24 protein-coding genes are annotated in these 24,003 nt (G+C 43.7%); 1 reads left to right on the plus strand and 23 read right to left on the minus strand.

What is annotated here, in order from left to right:
• Nucleotide 1: 1 nt before the first annotated feature.
• The 23 genes from ABFV83_RS08345 to ABFV83_RS08455 all read right to left on the minus strand — a co-directional run bounded on the left by ABFV83_RS08345 (nucleotide 2) and on the right by ABFV83_RS08455 (nucleotide 23,273).
• Complete coding sequence (locus ABFV83_RS08345) at nucleotides 2-2,845, minus strand: phage tail tape measure protein (RefSeq protein ID WP_349948422.1); 2,844 nt, start codon at nucleotides 2,843-2,845, stop codon at nucleotides 2-4.
• A gap of 148 nt (nucleotides 2,846-2,993) precedes the next feature.
• A complete protein-coding gene (locus ABFV83_RS08350) occupies nucleotides 2,994-3,431 on the minus strand; it encodes a hypothetical protein (RefSeq protein WP_349948423.1) in 438 nt (145 codons plus the stop codon).
• A 70-nt stretch (nucleotides 3,432-3,501) separates the two neighbouring features.
• Complete coding sequence (locus ABFV83_RS08355) at nucleotides 3,502-4,116, minus strand: hypothetical protein (RefSeq protein ID WP_349948424.1); 615 nt, start codon at nucleotides 4,114-4,116, stop codon at nucleotides 3,502-3,504.
• Between the two features lie 34 nt (nucleotides 4,117-4,150).
• Nucleotides 4,151-4,624, minus strand: coding sequence for a hypothetical protein (locus tag ABFV83_RS08360; RefSeq protein ID WP_349948425.1), 474 nt, complete (start codon nucleotides 4,622-4,624; stop codon nucleotides 4,151-4,153).
• 91 nt (nucleotides 4,625-4,715) lie between these two features.
• Nucleotides 4,716-4,880, minus strand: a complete 165-nt coding sequence (locus tag ABFV83_RS08365) for a hypothetical protein (protein ID WP_349948426.1) — start codon at nucleotides 4,878-4,880, stop codon at nucleotides 4,716-4,718.
• Entirely contained in the window at nucleotides 4,877-5,254 is a 378-nt protein-coding gene (locus ABFV83_RS08370; RefSeq protein WP_349948427.1) for a hypothetical protein, read from the minus strand. Before ABFV83_RS08370 ends, ABFV83_RS08365 begins: the two co-directional genes overlap by 4 nt.
• A 15-nt stretch (nucleotides 5,255-5,269) precedes the next feature.
• Nucleotides 5,270-5,929, minus strand: a complete 660-nt coding sequence (locus ABFV83_RS08375) for a major tail protein (RefSeq protein WP_349948428.1) — start codon at nucleotides 5,927-5,929, stop codon at nucleotides 5,270-5,272.
• 3 nt (nucleotides 5,930-5,932) lie between these two features.
• Nucleotides 5,933-6,250, minus strand: coding sequence for a hypothetical protein (locus ABFV83_RS08380; RefSeq protein WP_349948429.1), 318 nt, complete (start codon nucleotides 6,248-6,250; stop codon nucleotides 5,933-5,935).
• Nucleotides 6,247-6,630, minus strand: coding sequence for an HK97 gp10 family phage protein (locus tag ABFV83_RS08385; protein WP_349948430.1), 384 nt, complete (start codon nucleotides 6,628-6,630; stop codon nucleotides 6,247-6,249). The genes ABFV83_RS08380 and ABFV83_RS08385 overlap by 4 nt, the downstream gene beginning before the upstream one ends.
• A gap of 3 nt (nucleotides 6,631-6,633) precedes the next feature.
• Nucleotides 6,634-6,966, minus strand: coding sequence for a phage head closure protein (locus tag ABFV83_RS08390; RefSeq protein ID WP_349948431.1), 333 nt, complete (start codon nucleotides 6,964-6,966; stop codon nucleotides 6,634-6,636).
• Complete coding sequence (locus ABFV83_RS08395; RefSeq protein ID WP_349948432.1) at nucleotides 6,966-7,241, minus strand: head-tail connector protein; 276 nt, start codon at nucleotides 7,239-7,241, stop codon at nucleotides 6,966-6,968. Before ABFV83_RS08395 ends, ABFV83_RS08390 begins: the two co-directional genes overlap by 1 nt.
• Before the next feature lie 60 nt (nucleotides 7,242-7,301).
• Nucleotides 7,302-8,510, minus strand: a complete 1,209-nt coding sequence (locus ABFV83_RS08400; RefSeq protein WP_349948433.1) for a phage major capsid protein — start codon at nucleotides 8,508-8,510, stop codon at nucleotides 7,302-7,304.
• 13 nt (nucleotides 8,511-8,523) lie between these two features.
• Nucleotides 8,524-9,234, minus strand: coding sequence for a head maturation protease, ClpP-related (locus ABFV83_RS08405; protein WP_349948434.1), 711 nt, complete (start codon nucleotides 9,232-9,234; stop codon nucleotides 8,524-8,526).
• A gap of 72 nt (nucleotides 9,235-9,306) precedes the next feature.
• Nucleotides 9,307-10,581: a phage portal protein gene (locus ABFV83_RS08410; protein WP_349948435.1), complete on the minus strand. Its 1,275-nt coding sequence runs from the start codon at nucleotides 10,579-10,581 to the stop codon at nucleotides 9,307-9,309.
• Between the two features lie 120 nt (nucleotides 10,582-10,701).
• Nucleotides 10,702-15,324, minus strand: coding sequence for a hypothetical protein (locus ABFV83_RS08415; RefSeq protein WP_349948436.1), 4,623 nt, complete (start codon nucleotides 15,322-15,324; stop codon nucleotides 10,702-10,704).
• Nucleotides 15,325-15,557: 233 nt separating this feature from the next.
• Nucleotides 15,558-17,105 carry a terminase TerL endonuclease subunit gene (locus tag ABFV83_RS08420; RefSeq protein ID WP_349948437.1) on the minus strand — a complete coding sequence of 516 codons (1,548 nt, stop codon included), beginning with the start codon at nucleotides 17,103-17,105 and terminating at the stop codon, nucleotides 15,558-15,560.
• Nucleotides 17,105-17,584, minus strand: coding sequence for a phage terminase small subunit P27 family (locus ABFV83_RS08425; protein WP_349948438.1), 480 nt, complete (start codon nucleotides 17,582-17,584; stop codon nucleotides 17,105-17,107). Before ABFV83_RS08425 ends, ABFV83_RS08420 begins: the two co-directional genes overlap by 1 nt.
• A gap of 82 nt (nucleotides 17,585-17,666) precedes the next feature.
• Nucleotides 17,667-18,101 carry a gamma-glutamylcyclotransferase family protein gene (locus ABFV83_RS08430; RefSeq protein ID WP_349948439.1) on the minus strand — a complete coding sequence of 145 codons (435 nt, stop codon included), beginning with the start codon at nucleotides 18,099-18,101 and terminating at the stop codon, nucleotides 17,667-17,669.
• Between the two features lie 88 nt (nucleotides 18,102-18,189).
• Entirely contained in the window at nucleotides 18,190-19,083 is an 894-nt protein-coding gene (locus ABFV83_RS08435) for an amidoligase family protein (protein ID WP_349948440.1), read from the minus strand.
• Between the two features lie 221 nt (nucleotides 19,084-19,304).
• Entirely contained in the window at nucleotides 19,305-20,210 is a 906-nt protein-coding gene (locus tag ABFV83_RS08440; protein WP_349948441.1) for a hypothetical protein, read from the minus strand.
• 82 nt (nucleotides 20,211-20,292) lie between these two features.
• Nucleotides 20,293-21,600, minus strand: a complete 1,308-nt coding sequence (dcm, locus tag ABFV83_RS08445; RefSeq protein WP_349948894.1) for a DNA (cytosine-5-)-methyltransferase — start codon at nucleotides 21,598-21,600, stop codon at nucleotides 20,293-20,295.
• Nucleotides 21,587-22,843: a site-specific DNA-methyltransferase gene (locus ABFV83_RS08450; protein ID WP_349948442.1), complete on the minus strand. Its 1,257-nt coding sequence runs from the start codon at nucleotides 22,841-22,843 to the stop codon at nucleotides 21,587-21,589. The genes dcm and ABFV83_RS08450 overlap by 14 nt, the downstream gene beginning before the upstream one ends.
• The gene (locus tag ABFV83_RS08455) at nucleotides 22,824-23,273 is read right to left on the minus strand and encodes an RNA polymerase subunit sigma-70 (protein ID WP_349948443.1); all 450 of its coding nucleotides are present in this window, start codon (nucleotides 23,271-23,273) and stop codon (nucleotides 22,824-22,826) included. Before ABFV83_RS08455 ends, ABFV83_RS08450 begins: the two co-directional genes overlap by 20 nt.
• A 389-nt stretch (nucleotides 23,274-23,662) precedes the next feature.
• Between ABFV83_RS08455 and ABFV83_RS08460 the strand changes: the two genes are divergently transcribed.
• Nucleotides 23,663-23,899 (plus strand): SymE family type I addiction module toxin, encoded by a 237-nt coding sequence (locus tag ABFV83_RS08460; RefSeq protein ID WP_349948444.1) that lies wholly within the window; start codon nucleotides 23,663-23,665, stop codon nucleotides 23,897-23,899.
• Nucleotides 23,900-24,003: the final 104 nt, after the last annotated feature.

A 24,003-nucleotide genomic window follows, 5' to 3' on the forward strand; every position in this document is an offset into this window, starting at 1 on the left:
TTTACCGCCCTCCTGATCTGAGATTCTGCCTGTTCTGTGCATTGATCACAACTTCATCCAGCAAAGTACTGCCAAGGTACACCGGGATAATGATGGTTTCCGCACCGTCCATAGTGATTCTGCTTACCGAATCCTTAATGCCAGAAAGCGAGTGACTGATGGAATTAGTAGATGCCGCCTGCTGTGCCATCATATCTGCAGTATGCACCTGCGGGCTGACCACCATATCGGAAGCCACGCCTTTCACGGCGTTTTCCACTAACCCCCGGCTCTTTTCAATGCCCTTTGCCAACCCCGCCATGAAATCCGGCATCCAGGATTCGTATTCCGTAAGCGGTCCTTCGTCCGGAACGGAGAAATGGAGGAATGCCGCAATCTTGTCTGCTATGCTCTTGACCGCATCCACTACATTTCCAACAGCATTACGGATACCGTCTGCGATTCCATTGACAATATCCACACCCCAGTTCCAGGCGCTGGATGCAAGTCCCTTGATATATCCGACCGCTTTCTCAAATCCATTCTTTATGGCATTATATACGTTACCCATGGAACTGCTGATGCCGTTTACGATGTTATTGAAAATATTTGTAACAGCGGTTTTGATGGCATTCAGCACCGTAGATACCGTATTCTTCACAGAATTCCAGGCTGTACTTACCACGTTCTGTACCGTACTCATGACCGTGGATATTACATTTTTAATACCATTCCATACCGAAGAAACGATGTTCTGAATCGCATTCAGAACGGTGGTAATGACTATCTGGATCGTATTCCATGCCGTAGTAAGGAATGTCTGCACCGCCGTAACTACCGTTGTGACCACTGTCTTGATGGCATTCCAAACCGTAGTGACAATGGTCTGGATTGCTGTCAGCACTGTGGTGATGATGGTCTTATAAATGTTGAAGTAGGTAGTGACAATAGTTGAAATTACCGTCAACACGGTTTGGAACAGGTTCTTGATACCTCCCCACAAAGCGGAGAAAAATGTGGCAACCCCATTCCAGATGGTCTGTGCCGCCGTGGAAATTCCTGTCCAGATGGTAGAGAAGAACTGGGAAATCGCTGTCCATGCCGCACTGGCTGTCTGCTGAATGCTCTCCCACAGTCCGGTAAAGAACTCCTTTATCGCATTCCAGATGCTGATGCACGCAGCCTTAATTTCATCCCAGTGAGCAATCAATAACTTGCCAATGGCAATCACTGCCACTATCACAGCGATAATAGCCAGGATTGGTACACCCACACTGGCAATGACCGGAATCAAAGCAGAAATGGCAGGTGCTATCATACCGACCACACTCATTACTGCACTGATTCCCGTGGCAATCTTACCTATGATAATCAGTACCGGACCGACAGCCGCCACAATACCTGCAATGATTACAATCATCTTTTTGGTACCATCTGACAGCCCGGAAAACCATGTGGTGAATGCCTGCATTTTCTCCGCCAGTACCATAATGATCGGAGCCAGTACACTCATAATGGCAGAACCCAGTTCAATGGCTGTGTTCTTTAACTGGTTTAAAGCCTTCTGGATGGTATATGAATTGGTGTTCAGTTTTCCGAAAGCCGTCTCTGTTGCTCCTGTAGAATTATGCATTTCTACCAATGTTTCATTAAAAGTTGCAGCACTGTCACCAAGCAGAATCAGTCCAGCTTTCCCAGCTTCTGTACTTCCCCATAAATCACTAAATGCCAGCCCCTGTTCCTTTGCACTATCAGAAATAATCTGCAGCACGTCAGAAAGACTGGCTCCCTCCTGCATAAGTTCCAGAAAGGATTTTCCGGTTTTCTCTTTTAAGGTATCTGACACCTTTGTACCAGACTTGCCAAGTTCATTAAGCATGGAATTCATGTAGGTGGTGGATTCGGCAGTTGCAACACCGTTGGAAGTCATAATCGCATATCCTGCCCCCACCTGTTCCAATGCTACACCATTGGCTTTCGCAGTAGGAATAATTTTTCCCATGGAAGAGGACAATTCCCCCACTGTGGTTTTACCAAGATCCTGTGTCTTAATCAGCACATCGGATACCCTGGTTACCTCGGATGCCTCAAGACCATAAGCATTCATTATGGTAGTAAGAACATCCAAAGCATTTCCAGCTTCTGCAAACCCAGCTCTTGCCAGTTTGGTTGAATTGGAAACGAAATTAACCGCATCTCCAGTCTTCTGCCCTGACGAAATCGCATCATACACGTTGTTGGCAATTTCCGCGGAACTAATACCCGTCTGGTTGGATAAGTCTATGATTGCCTTTTCCAGTTCCGAGAGAGGAACTTCCGTAGTATCCGCAATGGTATTAACTTTCGCCATAGCGTCTTCAAAGTCCATTGCCATCTTTGCCGAAGCCCCGCCGGCTGCAGTGATAGCTGCAGTAACCGGGAGCAGCTTCTTTCCGGCGGAAGTGGCAGCATCCCCGAACTTTCCAATCTTCTCTGCTGCCTGTGTAAACCCTGACAGGGAGGTATTCGTTTCCTTTGCCTGTTTTTCAAGATCTTTTAAGTTCTGCTCTGTTTCGATGATTTCCCTTTGCAGAGCATCGTACTGATCTTTGGTAATCTGGCCATGCTCAAACTGCTGCTGTACCTGCTGCTGGGCTGTTCTTAACGCCTCAAGCTTCTCTTTCGTTTCTCCGATGGCATTCTTTAAAAGTCTCTGCTTCTGTGCCAACAATTCCGTATTGTGCGGATCCAGCTTTAAAAGTTTCTCCACATCCTTTAGCTGGAACTGTGTGTTGCGGATTTCCGAATTGACACCCTTTAATGCAGTTGTAAGTTTGGTGGTATCTCCGCCGATTTCCACCGTAATCCCCTGTATGCGGTTGGCCATTGGATACCCCTCCCTTACGTTTGAACAGAAAAAAAGAGCCAATTAAGGCTCACAATGCATAGAAAAGACACCTGCCATTTCTGACAGATGCCTATGTATTTACTATTCTTTTTTACTGTTCCAATTGGTCTATTTACTACTCTGGAATTTATCGCTCACTCATATACTTGTTGATTTCATCAGAAGATAATTTTCGTACTTCTGTAGAAGTATATTCTTTATACTCTCCTACAGCGAATATAGGTACCATTTGTTTACAAATTTTATCTTTATTTTTAGTTAAAAACAGCTGTAAATCCTCATTCTTTGCAAAAATTTTATAAGAAATTCTTCCCTTATTGCTTACGATTTCATAAATACCACATGATTTTTTCATCGTATAATCTGCTGTCCGCATATAAAGTTTTGCAATTTCTAATGTCTTGAAAGGAAAATTCCACCTTTGCAGACCTCTTTGTGGGTCATGCTCAATACATATACAACGCCCACAAGTTCCACAAATATATTGAGTATGGTTTTGCAAACAATCTAACGGCTTGAGCAGCGGTGTTATTCTATTTTCATCAACGTAACATTCTTCACACATATAAATGGTCACTCCTATACAACTACTAGCTTTTATGAGTTAATCATCTTGACAAACTGATTTGTTCATTTTATGAACATCTCTCAAATACCTCCTTTTGTATTTTGAGATAGTGTTGCAAACTACTAATTTCATTTTCTTTATCATAATCATCTTCTACCATTTCAAAGGCATTTGCCTCTGCAAATTTTATTGTATACTTTCTTACCATAACAAGTAACAGGCTAACATTTTCTATCGAAAATGTTATATTGATATTTCCGTTCTCATGGTTCTTCTTTATTTCTTCCAATGCAATCAATACCCTGTCTATTTTTTCTTCATTAACGGCACCGTTTCTGATTGATTCAACATACTCCAAAAATGATTCATTAAAATCTACTACACATTTTGGAATCTTTACATCCTCATTTTTCTTGTTTCTAATAACAACATAGGTTACGCCTGCTGCTACAGCAGTAACAATTACAGTCCCAATGAGAAAGTATTTATTCTTTTTGGCAAACTCCATAATTTGGTTTTTACTAGCATTGTTATCTGCTTTAAATACTGATGTTTCCTTCAAATGTTTTACAATATGTCCTGCCTTATTTCGAACCACACCACCAAATCTTATCAAGGTTCCATTATCAATTCCTTGTTGTATTACTGGTGGTATTTCAAATGTAATTTGTTCCACTGCCATAATATATCTCCTCTACAACATCAAACTTACTAAATTAACTTTCACAAAGTCCAAACGTTTTCACTAAACATGCCTCTATATCTAGAGCCTCTTTTTCACTTATCTTTTTTTCTTCCGAAATTGTTTTAATGATTAATATTTCTTCATGCCACCAGTTTTTATCATTGTCGTGTAACCATTTTTTTGCTTTGCCTTTATCTGGATACTCACAAAATTTAACATCACTCTTATAATTTACTTTTTTTGAACCGCTTTTTCCAGCAACCAGTGCATATTTGTTATTGTCATCGTCCAAATAAAACTTAACATATGCAAAGTAATATAAATTTTTAATATCCAATGAATCTTCAAATAAACGTCTTTTTCCACGCCCCCATCTATTTTTATCTTGTTCAAGAAATGTATTACAAATTTCGATTCTACCTTTATATTTTCCGGAATTTTCTAACTCTCTAAGGATATCATCCATGTCTATTTTAAAATTTTTTTTTACATTTTCACTAATCACATAGATTACCTCTAAGTTCTAAGTTATCGCTGAACTCGCCAGCCATTTCTGCACTAAGTATAACAAGAAACGGCTGGCATATCAACGTAATTCAGAACAGATCCATATCCTCCTGCGTTGCCACTTCCGCAAACTTGCATTCATCATTTCTGCTCTCCGCATACATGTCATTAATCAGTCCGATGGAAAGCAGTTCTAGATCCTGTATAGAAAGCCCCAACTGCACACACCGCAGGAGGAACAGCGGTGTTGTCATTTCACGCTCTGTTGGGCGAAGTTTTTTTTAGCCTCCACATCTGTCTGCACATTCAATCCCCACAGCTCTATCAGCTTCGGAAGCACCTGGTAAATGGAAAATGTATTAAATCCATCCAACCATTCCTCCGGCGTGTCGGGAATGGAACCCTCTGCATGTTTCGCCATCACAAACGCAATGTTCTCAAACATCTCCAAGGAAAACAGGTCAAGCCCGGACTCCCCTTCTTCCGAACCATTTACGCTCTGCTCCAACGCCCGCAAATCCTTATAAATATCCCTCTGGAACTTCAAACGGTAAATCCGTGGAATTGCCGCTGACGCTTTAAATAAAACATTCTTTCCATCAATCTCAATTGTCCTGATAATGCTCATGTCCTTTCCTGCCTCCTATGATTTTTTTGTATCTGTTTCTTTCTCTGCTGTTGCTGCCACTGTCCTACTTATGGCCGGTGCTGAAAGTGCAGATGCCTGTGCCGCTTGCACCGCCGGAGTACTTGCGGGCATATACACCGACTCATACCACTTATCGTACGCAGCCTGAGCGGTGGCATCACCAGTCTTTGCCTTCACATACCCGCTTGCCAATGGTCTTGCTTTAATGGTCAGCGTTTCTGTCTGCACTTCTTTGGATTCTTCATTGCTCTTTGACTCAATCTTTGGCCTGGAGGCAGAACAGTTATACAGCACATGACGGATTTTCTTCACGTCCCCATCAAACTCAAAGAGCAGGGCAAAGCTGCCTGTCTCCGAATTGCAGTTTTCCACCAGCACCTTGTTGGCATCTGCTTCTTCCTTTAAAATGTCCGTGCGGAAGGACTCTGGAATCATAGCAAGCTCCAGATCCCCGTCATAGCCCATATTGTTATTAATAATGTAATACTCAATGCCATCTGCATAAAAGGATTCCGGCTCTCCGTTGGGATCCAGGCTGATGGACACTGCTCCCGGAAGTGCCGCCGGAGTCCCAAAGGTACTCGTCCCATTTTCTCCTGCCTTAATCGGTGCATAATGGGCATTGCACAGATTGAACTTCACTTTATTTCCCACTCACTAAACCTCCATTTCATACAGTACCTCGTACAGATTTTCTGAATCAATCCATACTTCGCTTTTCCCATAAAAAATGCCATGCCTGGTAAGCACAGCCTCCACCTGTTCTTCCAGTTCTATGGATTTCTCATCGGTATACAGTTCCAGATGCAGTCGATTCACTTTGAAATAAGTGATCCCGTCCGCCGCAAAATTGTTAGCGCCCGGATAAAGAAAGACTAAAAAGGGCGGCTCCGGGGACTGTCCTTCTACAAAATGGTCATAGGCAAAGGGTAGTCCTGTTTCCTCTGCCATTGCCACTACCTGTTCATGGTTCATCCCGAAAGCCCCCTTTCGATTCTGGAAACCAGTTCTTCTTCTCCTCTCTGTTCCGCCGGAGCAATATGTGGAATGGCAGCCACCCGTCCGCCTCCCCGCTTTGCATGTCCATGTTCCAGAAGATGAGCTATCTGATACCTGTCACGGCTGTGTACTACCATGGTGAGGGAATTGGCATTCTCCTTTACCTTCTTCGTCGCCCAGCTTTTCTTGTATTTTCCGGTACGCACCGGGGCAATTTCCTGTATTTCTTTCTTCACAGACTTACTGGTTTCTGTGACACACTCCTTCATTACTTCATTGGATAAATCCACATACTCCGCCATGGACTGGGCGATGGCATCTGCCATCTGATCCACGTTCAGCCTTTGTTCTGCCATACCCTACCTCTTCCCTTTCTCCGCCCGCAGCTTAATGGTTTTCTTCTGGTACTGCATGAAATCCACGAAGGTGATATTATAAACTTCCCCTTTAAACACAATCCTGTATAAGGTGCTGTCCATAGATTCCAGTTCCCTGCAGTACCGAACAATAAAATAGAGGGAAGCCTCCTGGTTCACCTGTGCCGCCTCCCAGTATTCCCGGCCGGACAGGTTATTCACATAAGCGTGACAGGAATAGTAATCTTCCCACACGTTCTTCTGGTTTCCGGTCTTATCCTTCGTGATATTATTTTTCTGGATAAGGATACTCTCCCGCCACTGCCCGATCTTCATCAGAACACCTCGTCCCTCTGCCCGAACAGCAGGCACTTCAACATCAATGTCAACTCTTTGAAATCCGCCTGCTCCCGGTTCTCATACAAGTAGGAAATGCCATACAGCACAGCCGTCTTCACAGGATCCGGCACTTCCTCCATCTCCTCAAACGTCCGGTGTAAAATGTCACTGCACAGACTTTCTGATGTGGCACACAAGCCCAACAGGAAATCGTCCTCACCGATACTGTCAATCCGTACATATTCTTTGATTTCTTCCAATGTAACTACCATAGATGCCTCCTTTCACAAAAAAAAAGACCTGCCCGCTAAAGCAAATCCTTAAAAATTCATTCAGGCACCACTTGCTGCCTTCATGGCCAGCACTTTCACTGCTTCCGGCAGAATCAGCTTACCGTCCACTCTCTGGCTTCCAAGAAAACCAACCTGGCCGGTGGCTGCAAATAACTCATTTAGACGTTTAAAGGAACGCCCCTGTCTGTCGGCAATCCAGTAATACTTGAAATCACCAAAAGCAATGACTTTTCCCCCTGCCGCAATGGCCGGCGCATAAGCAGATGTCACAACGGGACGGTTTAAAACCGTATCCGGCTGCCCTGCCTGCACGGAAGGCTGCCAGATATAAGTGCCGTTATTGTCCTTCAGCTTACGGAGTGCCTTTACCGTGGAATCATTCATCACAAAAGTGGATTTCTTACGGTACGGGCTTTTCACAGAATAGAACAGATCCATCACATCATCAAAAGTAATGTTTGCCGTAGCTGTAGTCACACCCTCAGAAGCTCCGCCTGTAGAATTGAAAATTCCAGTAGGTTTCCCCTTTCCATCACCCACAAGGAATGCTTCTTCCTCTTTCGCACCAATTCTTCTTGAAAACTCATTGGAGATATAGGCTTCCATGTTAAACACGCTGTCATTCAGCAGCTCATCAGAAACTTTAATCATAGTTGCCACCTTATAAGCCGCAATGGATACCTGTCCGAAAGAATCATCAGACTCCGGAATCTGTCCTTCCTCATCTACCCAGGAAGCCTCTCCTTTCGTCGCCACAACCGGAATTTTCCGGTCACCGCTGGAGGTCTGGATTATGGTTGCCAGAGTACGGAACACATTCTCTTCCTCCAGCCCTTGCACCAGCGTCTGCTCAAATTCATCCGGTACTAAATATCCACCCTCGGAGTCCGTGCCAATCTGCAGTGCATTATTCACATCGTAGTAGTTCTTCTTACGCATGGCGTTCCAGAACTCCCTGCGGTATTCCATGCCTGCTCTGCCCGTCTTTTCTTCACCGGATGGATTCCCGTTTGGTTTGTTGGTAATCGGTATACTGGTTGGCTTTGACAGTTCCAGGTCAATGGCAGCATGGCGTTCCAGACGCTCAATCTCTTTGCCCAGGTTCACCACATCTGCCTCCATTTTTTCATACGTGGCAGTATCCTCCGTACTAAGGCAGCCGTCCTCACAGCGCTTCTCATCCAGGAATTTCTTCGCCGCTTCCCATGTCTTCGCTCTTTTCTCCCTTAATTCTAAAATCTGCTTCATGTATTCTTCCTCCTCAATGACTTAATAGATTCAAACGTTTTTCTAACTGCTCTGCCGGAATTCCCTTCTTTTCGGGCTTCTTCGGGATTAACTTATCTAAAAGGGAATTGGCCACCGCCGCCCTGGAAAACATCATTCCTTCCACTTCCAGACCATTTTCTTTCTCCCTGTTTCCGCTTTTGTTTTCTAAAATCTCATCCGCAAATCCAAGTTCCACTGCCTTCCTGGCATTGAACCAACTCTCTGCATCCATCAGATGGGAAATCTTTGTCCGGTTCAGCCCGGTCTTGATTTCATAGGCGTTCATGATACTTTCCTTCACCTCGTCCAGCATGGCTCCGGCTTTCTTCATCTCCTCCGAATCCCCGATGGCAACCGTCATGGGGTTGTGGATCATCATCATGGCAACCGGGGACATCTGTACCGTAGTTCCTGCCATAGCAATGACCGAGGCCGCCGATGCCGCCAGAGCATCCACCTTCACGGTCACATTTCCCTTGTAATCCATCAGCATGTTGTAAATCTGTGCCGCCGCAAACACATCTCCGCCCGGAGAATTAATCCAAACCGTAATATTTCCAGTTCCAGCGTTTAGCTCTTTTTCAAACAGCTTCGGAGTGACTTCATCCCCGTACCACGTTTCATCCGAAATCTCTCCGTTCAGCACCAGTGTCCGCTCCTCATTTGTTTCATTCCTAATCCAATTCCAAAACTTCCGCTTCATCCCTGCACCCTCGCTTTCCGTTTTTGGATAAAAAAAAAGCCAGCAGATAATTTCTCTTTCACCTGTTGGCTTCTATTGCTTCTGTATATGATTTTGCTGCTCCATCTCATTCTTCCCGGCAAACAGCCCCGCATCTTTCAGTTTCGTCATGTTTCCATTAATCAGGTACAAATCCCCGCCTTCCTCTGCCGGGATCAGGTTCATATCCTCCATCTCCCGAATATCGTTCGTGGACAGCCACCCATTCTGTCTACCGATGGAATACCCTGTCATCCGGCTCTGGTAATCCCCGCGGAGCAGACCGTCCACGTTTAGTTTCAAGAAATACTCGTTCTTTTCCTTCGGAAGAAGCAATGCCCTCTGTAAAGACTGCTCCCACCGTATCACCCACGGGTCTAGCGTATACTTCACAAACTCTAAAGACTGCTGCTCAATGTTGGAAAAACTGGACTTCTCTAAATCCCCTACCATATGGGGAGGAATCCGGTACAGCCTTGCAATCTCATTTATTTGGAACTTCCTTGTCTCCAAAAACTGTGCTTCTTCAGGCGGGATGCCAATCTGCTGGTACTTCATTCCTTCCTCCAACACCGCCACCTTCCCGGCATTCTTAGAACCACCATACACCGAGTGCCAGCTTTCCCGTACCTTCGCCGGGTCTTTTAACACCCCCGGATGCTCCAATACACCACCGGGATTTGCCCCATTCTCAAAAAAAGAAGCTCCATACTCCTCACAGGCAAGCGTCATGCCCACGGCATTCTTCGCCATAGCAATAGGTGAATATCCCACCAACCCGTCAAAGCCAAGACCAGGGATGTGTAGGACATCCTGCTGACGCAGATACACCCTGCCGTATTCCTCAAAATTTGGGTTCTCGTCACTGTTTCGGGTGTAAATATAATAAAGCTGCCCGTTCTCGTCACGGTCAACCTCCATTTTATCCGGCAGAAGTGGATACAGCCCAAGTACCCTGCCATTCCCATCCCGGATAATCTGCGCATAGGCATTGCCCCAAATAAGAAGGTGGCTCATCAGCGTCTCCCTGAACACAAAGGAGGTCATCTCTGGGTTCGGTTCATCATGAAGCAGGCGGTACAGCGAATGGTCATACACCCGTTCCTTTCCGGTGTCCGTATAGCGGTATACATGGATGGGCAGGGATGCCACTGTTTCCGAAAGAATCCGCACACAGGAATACACCGCTGTGGTCTGCATGGCCGTCCGCTCATTCACATTTTTCCCACTGGTACTTCTTCCAAAGAAAAAGGAATAAGCCGAACCTCCGTAGCTGTCCTTTGGCTTATCCCTGGCTCCCCGGATTGCTAAAATAGATACTAATTTCATACACTCATCCTAAAAATAGGTAAAAGAAAAACACCTCCGAAGAGATGCTTCTCAGGATAACATTAATTTTTAACTGCCCGGATTACTTACCTGCCTTCAATTGAGTAGCAAAATTCAACCCTAACACAACCAAGAAGCTGGAAATTCAGACACCCTGTCTATAAGCATCTGCATGGAATAGTTTTCTTCTTTTGAATTTTTCAAAGAAAATAAAACTGGCTTTTCAATCATTCCATTTGCAGTAGTCCACATCTCATGCGTATTTAGGATCTTTAAATATTGTTCAACCCGTTTCTCAAAATCAAAATTTCGATTATACGCATATGCCAGATATTCCATATCCATATTGGGATAGAAGAAATTCAACCTTCTGCTAAATCTCTTTTGATTTTCTCTATTTCGCTCAATAATATCCTGTAATAATCGTCTAATACTATCATCACTCAGGAATGGAATCAATTCCACAATTAAATCCTGCACACCATCCCACTCCCAATTTGCATAGTCTTTTGGTCTTTGTAAAACAAGAGAAAAAATCAACTCTGCCTCTATATTTTCACCGTTTCGAACTGCCTCTTTTAATAATGATATAATGCTTCTCCATTCATTGCTACCAATAGTACTCTGTTGCGAAATCTTCTCCAGGTATTCTTGTAAAGACTCCCCATCAGTCATAATATCATCTTCGTCAAACCACCGTTGAGGAATTTTATATGAATTACGCAGTTCACATCTTTGTTCATAGCATTCTGGTCTGATTTCTTTCATATCTTTCTCTATAACAATTCCACGTTTATTGGCATTAGCTAAAATTGCCTTCTTCAAATCTTCTCTATAAATCGCATTTATATTATTATTATACAAACTTCCAGCTAAAATTGGAAATACAACGCATACACCTTCCCAAAGTTCAAGGAGATTTTCTTTGCTATCCTCACTACTTTCTAAATACGCTATTACAGCATCAAAAACCGTCTGGCACCACTGGTTGTCTCTATTATTTGGTATATGACTAAATCGAATAATATCTCCGATTCCACATCTTCCTGCAGATGAGGCAACAGCTGCTTCCATATATACTTCTGCTCGATTATCCCCGGTTTCACTTATCACGCCTGATATATTAAGCAGTTGCACTCCTAGAGTTTCCCATATATACGGATTATTAGAAGATAAATCTTCATACCATCTCAATAAATTGTAACCACCGTATTCTTTATGGCTGGAATATCCCATAATTCTTTTTGCGTCTAAAAGCTTTTGGGATTTCTGACATCTCTCAGTCCATCCCATTCTATTACCCATCTTAATAAACCTAGTGGCGCAATCTTTAATTTCTTCTTGTGACATTTTCCAAACTTTTCCTTTAGGTGTCATCCATAAATCATAAATTTCTTTTAATATGCCAGGATTTTTTTCATATTTCAGAACAAACTCCCATAGGTTTTCTATTAGCCAGCAAGAATTCTTCATACGCTTTTCAAGTATGGGTAGTGCTAATAGCTTATATTTTTCATCCATTTTGTCCAGAATTATTAGCATTACAATCATTAAGTGCTGTCGGAAATCTCTTATTTTGATTTCTACCCCTATGTCAATCGAAGATTCTCCTCTAATAATGCAACCTACATATCTGCTAAAATCCTCATCTGACATGCTAGTGTCTCCGCCATTAGCCATCACATATAAATCATTAACAAACAGAATTTCACTCACCAAGAATCTCCACTCATATGGTTTCCCTTGATTATCTTTGAATTTATCAATTCCTTCATCTGCCAAATGAATGCATTTATCTATATCGCAAAAAGCATATGCCCATATCTTGTACAGAAATTCAAGATATGTATTCTCATGAGCATTGATTCTTTCTAAATCTGGACACTCCATTGTACAGTTCCCCAATGCCAAAGCATACAAATACAAAACAATACTCTGTAAGCTTCCGGTTATATTTTGTGAACAGTGTTGTACAAAATATAATATTACATCTTTTTGCCCGTAAATAAGCAATTCGTCAGTAAACTTATAATAATCGTCTGGCCAATAACACTTTACAAGATAATGTACTGTATTTATTGCTGATATGGTTATATTTTCTTTACCGGCTTCAAAAACTCCCTGTGAAAAAAAGGCCTCCGCATCTTCATTACCTTCTATTAAGTCCTCATCAGGAGAGCATCTTTCGCCAAACATAAAGCACAATTTTCCATACATCCGCAAAGCTTTCTGCAACGTATCTTTAAAGTTATAGTGATGTTTCTTATCTTCATCAGATGCATATTTATTTCCGATTTGTCCTGGTGTTCTGTTGGCATTCCACCGTTTTAAAGCACCTTTCGCCCTATCTTCATAGCCTGATTCCAGCAATTGTTTTACTTGCACCAAAGCATTGAATAACTCACTTACAGACATAAGGCTGCTACTAAGTGCCTTTGTTTCGCATGGAAGTGGTGTATCAACATTGTAAACACAGTCTTCATCAGAAAATATAGAATTCTGATACTGTGTGATTGTACCTATTGCACAAGAAACATCAACCAGATAATTTAAATCTCCACCCTCTGCTAATGTCTCAAGTACTAAATATGTTTGATCTTCTAAATCTATTAACGGACAATGCATTAGTATTGCTTCATAAGCATACTTTGCATTAAAGTATTTCGGTATTTCTTTTCTACGGTCAGCCATAAGCAAACTTTTGAACAACGAATCATGCTTTAGAGCAATATTCGTATTCTCTGTCAGTATATAGTCACAAATTCTACTGGCAACCAAACGTCTGCTCTCACCAGCTGCTTCAAATCTCTTTATTAAAAATAATCTAACATCATTTATATATGCTGCGTAGGCCCCTTTATTATTTTTAATTATCAACGGTTCAAGACCCTGCAGCCAACTTGCCAACTGAACATCCGTTATTATTATAGAATCCTTGATAAGTGACTGTAGTAGTTGTAATGTTATTCCTCTGTTGATTAATGTCATTATTCCAGATAATACTATCTCAACATGGATATATTGATCACTCCACTTTTCGAGCGCACTATTCCAGATATAATCGTAATATGCATCTATGCCATTTGCTAATTTCCTTTCTGAAATATACTTCTCATAATTACAGATGGAATAGTGGCATCTGGCATCATAAACTGCATACATAACTGATAAAGTATTTCCTTTTGTTACTGTAAGAATATATTCTGCAATTTCACTAATTGATGCATCATCGAAAACCACTTTATCTTTAAGTAACAATTGTTCAATATCATCCGTAATTAATGGTGGTACTGTCTTTGCAATTACTTCATCCCCTCTAATCCATAAAGGATAATCAGCATTATTTGAATATGGCTGTCCTGCTAAAATAAATACCACGCCTTTTGGTAAACGACTCGGGGATGGTAATGTACTTAAAAATGTATTTTTTCTTCCTGCACGTGCAGCGTGATCTATTCCATCCACTGCAATAACCGTAGATTTTCCTGTCTTTTCATACAAACATTGTGCTAAACGAAGTACTTCTCTCTTTAAAGCATCGATAGAATGAAATGCTTCAACAGCTACCGGAACATTATATTCTTCCATGCAACCTTCAAATTTATCTCTAATTTGGATCAAGGTGTTTTTCCAAAAATCCTCTGAGGAATATAAGCCTTCATCTGCAGGCATTACATCATACTCTACCTGTATAGGTTTAAATGCATGGAATCTGGACGCAATTATACTATCGTTTTTATTTGCTATATAACTAATAATATTTGTTTTTCCTGCGCCTGGCTCTCCCGATATAAAAAAGACACCCTTATTTACCGATAAAATTTCATTTTCCAAATCGACTATCCATTGCTTCCGTGATTCAAAAAATGGCTCTTCAGTTGCAAAATAATGTTCACCTACAAGTTCATCCTTTTTTAAGCCCAATATAGTACGAACTTGCTCCTTGGTAATTTCTTCCTGAGCACGAGTAGAAATCGTCCAATCTGTTAGACCACGCAGCAAACGATTATGATACTTCTCACATTGACGTATATCAACTTTTAATAGGCGTGCAAGTTTGTTGCTCACTGATTTCTTTATGTTATCCAAATCATTATTCTCATCAGAATAGATTTGAAATTCCTTTAAAAATATCAGTTTTTCCGCATCAGATAATCCCGGCATCTTCTGCAATATATTGTCAAAAGCAATTTTATACATTTTCCCAAGTTCACACATTGATAGCATGGAATTATTTACCATATCAGAAAACTGAATATCTGAAATTGATTCAGCAACATTCAATTCTTTTTTTAGTTCTGTCCAAAATTTTTTTAACGCTGGTCTCCTATAACCTTTACCATTCGGCGGTGTATAAGTTTGGTTACCGATTTCTCTATTTGTATACATTATTGGAGTACATTGCCTATATTGGTCTTTAATCCTTTTCCAATCATCACTATATTCTCTGATACAGGCCGGCTTAGTTTTTCCATTCTCTGTATGCTCACAGAATAAAAAAGTATAGGTTAATGAACTGTCTTTTCTTGTATGTTTTACCTGTATACATTCTAGCTTTTTATCAACATACTTTACTACAACATCATCTAGCCCCTGTTGTTGAGATGCCTGCAGTGTTACACCAATAACATTAGAATCAGGATTCAATAAATCAAGTACTTTTTCTAAACCAACGTACCATTCATACCAATATGCATCAGCTATACCAGCAAGCAAATTCTCTCCCATTTTTCTAACCACCATTCCAATTTATTTCCTGCCACGGACTTCAAATCAAACTTATTGTTCGTAAAGGCATTGATGACAATCACACCTATATAAATGACTTGTATAACAACCAAGTCATTTCTCTTTACCTACCGACTCTGACAGAAAAATCTGCGTTGTGTTTTTATCTTTGCCTTTATATAAAGTATCACTTATGCAATATGAATATTTTAATTTCTTTCTCTCAGTATAGCATGAAGCCAATCAGATTAAAATACCAAAATGCCCCTATCATCGTACACACTTCCGCTGTTTCCACCATTCCGTATTGCTCTGTCCAAAGCCATCACCGCAGCCACCGCACCGTCAATCTTTTCCGTGGACTTTTCCTTATCCGGTTTGATATTCCCGGCCGGGTCCTGGCGGATAAAGATGTTATCCATCATCCAACGCAAAACCGGATGTCCGCCATGAGCCAGTTTCTTCTCCAGTGTCAGCTTCATCAGTTCCTTGCTGGGCGGTGACATATCCTTGAACCCCTGCCCGAATGGAACCACCGTGAATCCCAGTCCCTCCAGGTTCTGTACCATCTGCACCGCTCCCCAGCGGTCAAAGGCAATCTCTTTAATATGAAACTTCTTTCCCAAATCGTCTATGAATCTCTCAATAAATCCATAATGTATCACATTCCCTTCTGTGGTTTTCAAGAATCCCTGCTGCTCCCACACATCATATGGTACATGATCCCGGCGTACGCGCAGCCGCATGTTCTCCTCCGGTATCCAGAAATACGGCAGGATAATATATTTTTCTTCTTCTGTCCTCGGAGGGAATATCAGGACAAATGCTGTAATGTCAGTGGAACTGGACAAATCCAGTCCGCCGTAACATTCCCTGCCAATCAGTTCCACTTCATCAACCGTAAAATCACAGGCATCCCATTTCTCCATCTGCATCCACCGGGTAGATTGTTTCACCCACTGATTCAGACGGAGCTGCCGGAAGATGTTTTCCTCCGCCGGATTATCTTTAGCGCTTAGATAAGCGTTTCTGACTTTTTCTATATCAATGGTATATCCCAGAGACGGATTCGCCTGATACCAGACCTTCTCCAATGACCAGTCTGCATCATCCTTCGCCCCGTAAATCACAGGATAGAACGCAGGGTCTATCTTTCTCCCAAGTATAATATCCTCTGCCTTCTGGTGCTGTTCAAAACACACCGAGTTCCGGTCATTTCCTGCCGTTGTAATCAGAAAAAACAACGGCTGTGTTCTGGTATCACCGGATCCCTTCGTCATGACATCAAACAGTTCCCGGTTCGGCTGTGCATGTAATTCATCAAAAATAACCGCATGGACATTCAGACCATGTTTCGTATAGGCTTCTGCGGAAAGCACCTGGTAAAAGCTGTTGGTCGGCTTATATACCAGCCGCTTTACCGACATGACTGGCTTTATCCGTTTTTTTAGTGCCGGACACTGATCTACCATATCCACCGCTACATCAAACACAATGGATGCCTGCTGCCGGTCAGAGGCACAGCCATATACCTCTGCACCCCATTCCCCGTCTCCACAGGTCATATAAAGAGCAACAGCCGCTGCCAGTTCCGATTTTCCATTCTTCTTCGGGATTTCCACATAAGCGGTGTTGTACTGGCGGTAACCATTATCTTTAACTGTACCGAACAACTCCCGGATAATAGTATCCTGCCAAGGCAGAAGCTCAAAGGGAACTCCCCTCCATCGACCTTTAGTATGTTTCAGGAAGTTGATAAAGTTGACCGCATATTGCGCTTTTACCTCATCAAACATTACCGGCCACCGCCTTTATACAAGAGCAGTTCCATGGCATCGCTTTCCTTATCCTCCCCATTCTCAGCCACAATGCGGCTTCTGGAGGAGGGGGTAAGTCCAAACTGCTCACAGAACCGGTTCATGATTTTCAGATAGGTCTGAGCAATGGAAACCTGCGGCACCTGCTGCCAATAACCGGAAGGTGTCTTTACGATGGTTCCATGCTGCGTAATAAATTCCTCTGCCTCTTTCCACCGGGCATATGCCTGACAGTATCCGGCAAAAGCCGCCATATCAATCTCAGTGAGGATGCCAAGCTGCTCCATCTGCTTTGCCATACGCTTCCATTCCTTTTTCGCTTCCTCCTCCAGCCAGACCGGACAGCGTGGAGCCTTCTTATCCGGTTTTGGCTCCTGTGTGTTTAAACTCCGCTTTCCCGGATTCCCCTCCAGTACTTTTACCGCCGTAGGCTTTGGTTTTCTACCGCTCTGTGCCATCTGCTCCACCTCCCCTCTGTGTTTCCGGCAAAAGAAAAGAGCCTCCGAAGAAGCTCTGATTCCTTGATTCATCAGCTTATTTTTATGGACAGCTTTCCTTCAAAGCACGTTTTAATATAAAGTCATCAAATCCATATTTGATATAAGCCCTCTCCAGAATCCCGTAATAATTGTAACTCGGCTTAATTTGTGGGTTTCTCTCATCCATGATGTAAACCATAGCGTTGCATGTCTCTCCGTTTACAAGAATCGGCAGTTCCTTTTTATAATAAAACTTCGGACACCCTTCATAGCGGTCCAGTCTCCGTTCATCTTCCCTGCTGATTTCCCAAATCAGAACCGGAACATGACTCCCTTCCTCCGGTTCAATCGTAGCGTAGGCTCGATCCTTAGCGCCTTTGAACAGCAGCCGGTGACTTTCCACAACTGACGTACCAACAACTCTTGCAGCCGGGCACCTGTGTGCCATCTGTTCCTCATCCATGTTACTTCCATAAGCAATATACAGTTTCGTCATATAGCATCTTCCTTTCCTTTTTATAGTTAGTTCTCCCTCCTGCCACCCCAAGAGCGGTCAAGCCGCCACTTGGGGGAAGGTTATGTACTTATGCCCCGTGTCTCCAGGCTGAGTTTCCATCGAGATGTTTTAAAAAGTGCAGCCTGCAGGTCTTAAACTCGTCTCCAATGAGTCCAAGCCGAAGCATCCAGCACCGGAATGCGTATTTCTCGTTGTCGGTAACCGTCCGACTTGGAGATGCTGATTTCTGTGCCAGTGCCTGGTGGCTGACCGCCAGACAGAACTGAATGTATGCCTTGACCTTCCCGGCATGAGTGGTGCTGTTGAAAAGCCGGAACTCCACCGTTCCCTTAGTGAAGGTGGCATGCAGGTTCAGTCCATGGTAGCGGGTAGAATTATAATGCTTATTCCGGTTGCTGTTGGGGTCTTCCGCATACCAAAGATCCTTAAGCTCTGCCATCGTCTTCGGCTTTTTCTTGTTAATAGTTTCAATCAGCTTCTCATTCACTTTCTTGCAGTAGGAAAGCCTCCTTGGGTCAATCTGCAGGGCTTTGTAGAGAATATCCTCTTTGCTGGCAATGATGTTCACCATATTCCGCAATGTCTGCGGGGTGAACCGGCTGGCATCCACATGAATGTGAATCCCGCATTTCTCGCTGGCAAATGCCCCTTTGTGACGGAGCTGCCGGATGATATTCTGCAAATCCGGGATATCTTCGTAGGTAAGAATGGGACTGACAATCTCTGTTTTGTAAGTGTCATCCGCACTTACGATTCTCCCCTGCACCCTCTTCTTTGCCATGATGCTGGAATCGTAGGTAGCTTTCCAAATCCTGCCCTTCCGGTCTGTTGCCTCGTAGGTTTCGTAATAGGTTCCTGCATAACAGCTTTCAGTCCCGAAACACTCTGCAATTACCGCTGCTGCTGTTTCCCTGGTAATCCCTGTCAGTTCAATCTCAATCCCGAATTTCTGTGTTTTCATATATTTATGCGCCTCCTGTGCTTTCTTCGTTTTTTCTGGTATCATATTGAGCAGGCTCAATAAGCGTAGTCTATTAATCACTCTGAAAGCACATTTTATCCAGTTAATCCGGCGCATAATGTACACAAAAATTTGGGTGGAATCTGCCCATCAATCGTGTGTTTTTACGGGTTTCTTCTATATTTATAATAAGGCAGGAAACCATGTGTTTAAGCCGCTTTCTAAGGTTCTTCCTTCTCCTCTGTAATTCCGGTTTCTTCTGAAAGCAGTTGGTTTACCAAATCATTCATCAGGGTATCTTCCTCAGTTTCTGCCTGCCCTAAAACTTCCTGCTCCGCCTGTTTCCGGGCTTCAGCCCTCTGGCGGCTTCGTACCTTTGCCCTTTCAATCTCCTCCGGAGTGCGGAAAGCAGAATGCCCTTTTAAATTGGCAAGCATCACCTGACGTATCTTTTTCCCCTCTGTCCCGCCAAGACCCAGGCGTAAAAGCCAGATGCGCATATAATACTTCTCGTTCTCTGCAATGGTTTCTGCCGGATTCACCCGCTTGCTGTCTAAGGCTGCCGCGCACATACTCGATGCCAGTTTTGCATAAGCTCCCATGTCCTCCTCATTTTCAGAAAATGGAAATGCCTCAAACACAATCTCGTCCTCTGTAAAATAAAAGCCTTTGTTCCGCTCATTCCCTTTACAGGAATGGAGCAATTCCAGGAATTCTCCTCTACACTCCGGCTCTGTCTCCTGCAATTTTACAAGGAACTCATCATTTACCTGGAAAGCTTTTCTCCCAACGGCTTTGTTTAAAAGGTACTGTTTGCTATGGATCATGAAGACCAGGTTCTTCAAACTCAGTCCCGTATGCTCTCCCATAGGAATCTTAATCTCCAAACCCTCTGTCTCCTCTTCCCTTTCCACGAGTCCTCTTTCCACCAGACCAGCAAGAATCATTTCCTCCAGTTTCTCATCCCCGTCCGGGAGTTCTACCTCGCCGGTCCGGTTTACAATGCATTTCCCAATCTGGTATCCGCAGCTTGGAACACCCAGGTACCGGGAACTCTCCCCTGTAATTTCGCAGATTGCCTTGACAACGTCTTTCCTGTTTTCCGTAATTGTTATAATTTTCTTCATAAGCCTTTACCTCCGTTTTTTTGGTACTACATAAATCACTCTAAACGGGTGTAAAGTCAATGCAATTCTCCATCTTTCCAGATTATTTTTCATTCTTTCGGAAGCCATAGTTATCAACCGTTTCACAGGATTCCGGCAGTGCCATCGCCACTGCATAAGCCACCGTAGCAGTCACCGCATTCCCTGCCTGCTTGTAAAGCTGGGATTCGGAATTGACTGCTGCCGCCCTCTCATACAATGTATCCGGAAATCCCTGCAGCCGGAAACACTCACGTGGCGTCAGTCTGCGGATGCGTCCGCATTTTAAGACGGTTCCCATCTGGCAGCCCGTGTCCAATGTCTGGGAACATCCTTTACCCACACGCCCTCTCCGGGTTACACTTTTGGGATATGCCAGACAGATTCCATCACCGGGATGGGCAATGTCATATCCCTGCTTTGTTCCATTTCGGATAGGAATTTCTACTTTATCCTCCTGCATTGATTTTTTACATAGGTAGACACCGTGCCGGTCTTGGCCTGTCAGCGTAAACATCGGCTCACCGTCCTCTTTCATCCACCTGCCATTCTGCCGCTTCTCTATCCTTTCCGGTGTCAGAACCGCATGGACTTCCATCACACCAGAATTACTGGCACGATAGTTGATAATACCTTCGTTATATCTGGCCTGGATACATCTTGCCACTTCTGTGACCTTAGGGCGGCTGCACTGGTCAATGAAATACAGCCCCGTCATTGCTCCCATTCCTCCGCCATTAGCCCCAAGGGTAACCGATACCCCGTCCGGATTATAAACCCGATATCCCTGCATACCCCCTATAACCTGTTCAAGAGTTCTTCCGTCTTCTCCGGTGACAGATAATATTTTCCGTCTGCCTCTGCTTCTAAGATTTGCGATAAGGAACACCCTCTCCCGGTTCTGCGGGACTCCGAAATCCTTGGAGTTGAGCACCTGCCATCTTGTGTCATACCCTGCTTCATCCATTTCAGACAAAACAGCGGCAAAATCGAATCCTCCATTAACTGAGAGCAGGTTCTTAACGTTCTCAACAAGTAAGTATGTGGGTTTACCACCTTCTTCTTTGCCTTTGACAAGGTCAATGATGTTGTAATAGATTCCACTTCGCTTTCCACGCAGTCCCCGCTGTTTCCCGGCAACGGAAATGTCCTGACATGGGAATCCGAAGCACCAGATATCTGCGTAAGGCACATTCTCCGGCTTAAGTTCTGTGATATCATCTGCAAACCACTCTCCCTTTGTGTCGTACATGGCTTCATAGGAAGCCCTGGCATATTTGTCATACTCACAGTAACCGATACATTTATGTCCTGCATTTTCCAGCCCAAGCCGGAATCCTCCGATACCTGAGCATAAATCAAGGAAGGTCAACTGCTTCATCAGCTCCACCTTCCCTTTTCAATTCCTCATATTTTATTTTCTGTCCGCTGCGGATGACAAAGACCTGCTCCGCTGAACCGACCTGCTCCACATAACGGCTCACAATAACATCCACGAACTTCTCATCCAGTTCTGCCATATAGCAGATGCGGTTGGTCTGTTCACATGCAACAAGCGTAGAACCGGAACCTCCAAAGGGATCCAGAATGATACAGTTACTCATGCAGGAATTCTGGATTGGATACGCCACAAGTCCCACCGGTTTCATGGTCGGATGATCCTTTGACTGCTTAGGACGGTCAAACTCCCAGATGGTGGTCTGCTTCCGGTCGGAATACCAGTTATGTTTCCCGCCCTTTTTCCAGCCAAACAGAACCGGCTCGTGCTGCCACTGGTAAGGGCTCCTTCCAAGGACCAGACTCTGCTTTTTCCAGATGCAGGTACCTGACAGATAAAATCCTGCTGCCTTGAATGCGCTGCGGAAATTTAATCCTTCCGTGTCGGCGTGGAATACATAGATAGATGCGTCCTGCTCCATACTCGCTTCCATATTTACAAAAGCGGCAAAGAGGAATTGATAAAACTTTTTATCCTCCATGTGGTCATTCTGAATGCTCCCAGCAGTTCCCTCATAATTCACATTGTAAGGAGGATCAGTTACCACCAGATTTGCCTTCTTCCCATCCATCAGCAAATCATACGTTTCCGGCAGAGTGGAATTACCGCATACCAGCCTATGCCTGCCAAGCTGCCACACATCTCCCTGCTTTGCCACTGCCGGTTTCTGCAGCTCCGCATCCACATCAAAGTCATCTTCGGTGATATTTTTGTCATGGACCGTATTAAAAAGCTGTTCAATCTCCGGCGGTTCAAATCCGGTGAACGCCACATCGAAATCGGATTCCTGCAAATCCCGAATCAAGTCTGCCAGCAGTTCCTTATTCCATTCACCCGTAATTTTATTCAGGGCAATATTGAGTGCTTTCTCCTTGGTCTTATCAATCTCCACCACGATACAGTCAATTTCCTCATACCCCAAATCGGATAAAACCGTAACCCGCTGATGACCGCCAATGATGGTCAGGTCAGAATTAACAATGACCGGCTCCACATACCCAAACTCCTCGATGGAACGTTTGATTTTTTCATATTCCTTATCCCCTAGCTTTAGCTTCTTCCTCGGATTATAAGAAGCAGGTACCAGGTTCTTGATTTTAATTCTCTGAAACTCCATTCTCTTCTCCCCTCCAGAACCTGTATTTGATGTAGCAGTTGTGACAGCAGTATTTCCGTTTTCGGTTTCCATAGGAAATAAACTCCCTGTCACAGTGCGCACAGGTCATTGTGTATAATGCGGTATCCTTTTGCTCAGAAATCTCCGGGTGTACCCTCCACCATCTTCTCCGGCAGGTTTCCGAACAGAACTTCTTCGGACGCCCGGTGGCAGACTGCTCTATTTCCTTTCCACAGTACAAGCAGGCTTTGCCCTGGGAAATCTGTTCCGATACATTCTTTTCCAAAGCTGCTGCGTATCCAGCCATTCCTTGGCTCCTGCAGTAATTTCGGACAATGTCACGGGACAGCCCTGCCTCCGTGGCAATCCTCCGGTAGCCTAAACCTTTCAGTCTCAGTTCCCGGATTATGGTTTCCTGCACCTCTGTCATTTCCTTTCGCACCTCCTTACAGAAAAAACCGGGAAAAGCAGATAATTTCTGTCTTTTCTCGGCTTAAAAACATGGATTTCCGGTACTTTTTGGCAAAATCCCCTCTAAGCAATTCAGCGAAAATCATATATTTATGTACAATAAGGCACCTATTATCCTATCCCCCCTGACGGTTTCTGCGAAAATTCCCGTCATGGGGGGCGGCGGTTTCCAGGGGGCGGGGTTCTGGAGATTCGGACTCCCCCTCCCCTTCTTCTCTCCCACAAATTCACAACCTGAACAATTATAACGGATAATATTTGTCTACGTTTCACTCCCAAATTAACTGGATAATTTGTTGTTTTTGATTTACTATGGCTCTACCAAAAGAAAGAAGGAGGAAATACTTTATGAAAACAAAGCAAATGAAAGTTCTTTATGCCAGCCGTTCAAACTCCAAAAGATATACTGGCGGTAATACTTATACCTGCACGCCAAAGATATCTATGGAAGGAAAGTGGCTGGAGGAATTGGGATTCCATATCGGGGACGCAATCCAGGTATTCTATGAGGACAACTGCATCCGCATCGCTCCCGCCATGGTATGTGAAGAACAGGCACAGTACGAAGCAGAGCCGGATAGATGAAAAAGAAGAGATAACATTCAGAACTGAAAGTTCCCTTCTCATATCTCATTTCAAACACCCTGCCCTTTTCACCTTTTCCCGGTCCAAGATACTGCAAAAACAAA

This window comes from Lacrimispora sp. BS-2, from assembly GCF_040207125.1.
Classification (GTDB): Bacteria; Bacillota; Clostridia; order Lachnospirales; family Lachnospiraceae; genus Lacrimispora.

What these genes read in the sequence shown, in the direction of transcription:
- ABFV83_RS08345 (WP_349948422.1), bottom strand. Translation starts at nt 2,845, where the DNA reads ATGGCCAACCGCATACAGGGGATTACGGTGGAAATCGGCGGAGATACC.
- ABFV83_RS08350 (WP_349948423.1), bottom strand. Translation starts at nt 3,431, where the DNA reads ATGTGTGAAGAATGTTACGTTGATGAAAATAGAATAACACCGCTGCTC.
- ABFV83_RS08355 (WP_349948424.1), bottom strand. Translation starts at nt 4,116, where the DNA reads ATGGCAGTGGAACAAATTACATTTGAAATACCACCAGTAATACAACAA.
- ABFV83_RS08365 (WP_349948426.1), bottom strand. Translation starts at nt 4,880, where the DNA reads ATGACAACACCGCTGTTCCTCCTGCGGTGTGTGCAGTTGGGGCTTTCT.
- ABFV83_RS08370 (WP_349948427.1), bottom strand. Translation starts at nt 5,254, where the DNA reads ATGAGCATTATCAGGACAATTGAGATTGATGGAAAGAATGTTTTATTT.
- ABFV83_RS08380 (WP_349948429.1), bottom strand. Translation starts at nt 6,250, where the DNA reads ATGAACCATGAACAGGTAGTGGCAATGGCAGAGGAAACAGGACTACCC.
- ABFV83_RS08385 (WP_349948430.1), bottom strand. Translation starts at nt 6,630, where the DNA reads ATGGCAGAACAAAGGCTGAACGTGGATCAGATGGCAGATGCCATCGCC.
- ABFV83_RS08390 (WP_349948431.1), bottom strand. Translation starts at nt 6,966, where the DNA reads ATGAAGATCGGGCAGTGGCGGGAGAGTATCCTTATCCAGAAAAATAAT.
- ABFV83_RS08395 (WP_349948432.1), bottom strand. Translation starts at nt 7,241, where the DNA reads ATGGTAGTTACATTGGAAGAAATCAAAGAATATGTACGGATTGACAGT.
- ABFV83_RS08400 (WP_349948433.1), bottom strand. Translation starts at nt 8,510, where the DNA reads ATGAAGCAGATTTTAGAATTAAGGGAGAAAAGAGCGAAGACATGGGAA.
- ABFV83_RS08405 (WP_349948434.1), bottom strand. Translation starts at nt 9,234, where the DNA reads ATGAAGCGGAAGTTTTGGAATTGGATTAGGAATGAAACAAATGAGGAG.
- ABFV83_RS08410 (WP_349948435.1), bottom strand. Translation starts at nt 10,581, where the DNA reads ATGAAATTAGTATCTATTTTAGCAATCCGGGGAGCCAGGGATAAGCCA.
- ABFV83_RS08415 (WP_349948436.1), bottom strand. Translation starts at nt 15,324, where the DNA reads ATGGTGGTTAGAAAAATGGGAGAGAATTTGCTTGCTGGTATAGCTGAT.
- ABFV83_RS08420 (WP_349948437.1), bottom strand. Translation starts at nt 17,105, where the DNA reads ATGTTTGATGAGGTAAAAGCGCAATATGCGGTCAACTTTATCAACTTC.
- ABFV83_RS08425 (WP_349948438.1), bottom strand. Translation starts at nt 17,584, where the DNA reads ATGGCACAGAGCGGTAGAAAACCAAAGCCTACGGCGGTAAAAGTACTG.
- ABFV83_RS08430 (WP_349948439.1), bottom strand. Translation starts at nt 18,101, where the DNA reads ATGACGAAACTGTATATTGCTTATGGAAGTAACATGGATGAGGAACAG.
- ABFV83_RS08435 (WP_349948440.1), bottom strand. Translation starts at nt 19,083, where the DNA reads ATGAAAACACAGAAATTCGGGATTGAGATTGAACTGACAGGGATTACC.
- ABFV83_RS08440 (WP_349948441.1), bottom strand. Translation starts at nt 20,210, where the DNA reads ATGAAGAAAATTATAACAATTACGGAAAACAGGAAAGACGTTGTCAAG.
- ABFV83_RS08450 (WP_349948442.1), bottom strand. Translation starts at nt 22,843, where the DNA reads ATGGAGTTTCAGAGAATTAAAATCAAGAACCTGGTACCTGCTTCTTAT.
- ABFV83_RS08455 (WP_349948443.1), bottom strand. Translation starts at nt 23,273, where the DNA reads ATGACAGAGGTGCAGGAAACCATAATCCGGGAACTGAGACTGAAAGGT.
- ABFV83_RS08460 (WP_349948444.1), top strand. Translation starts at nt 23,663, where the DNA reads ATGAAAACAAAGCAAATGAAAGTTCTTTATGCCAGCCGTTCAAACTCC.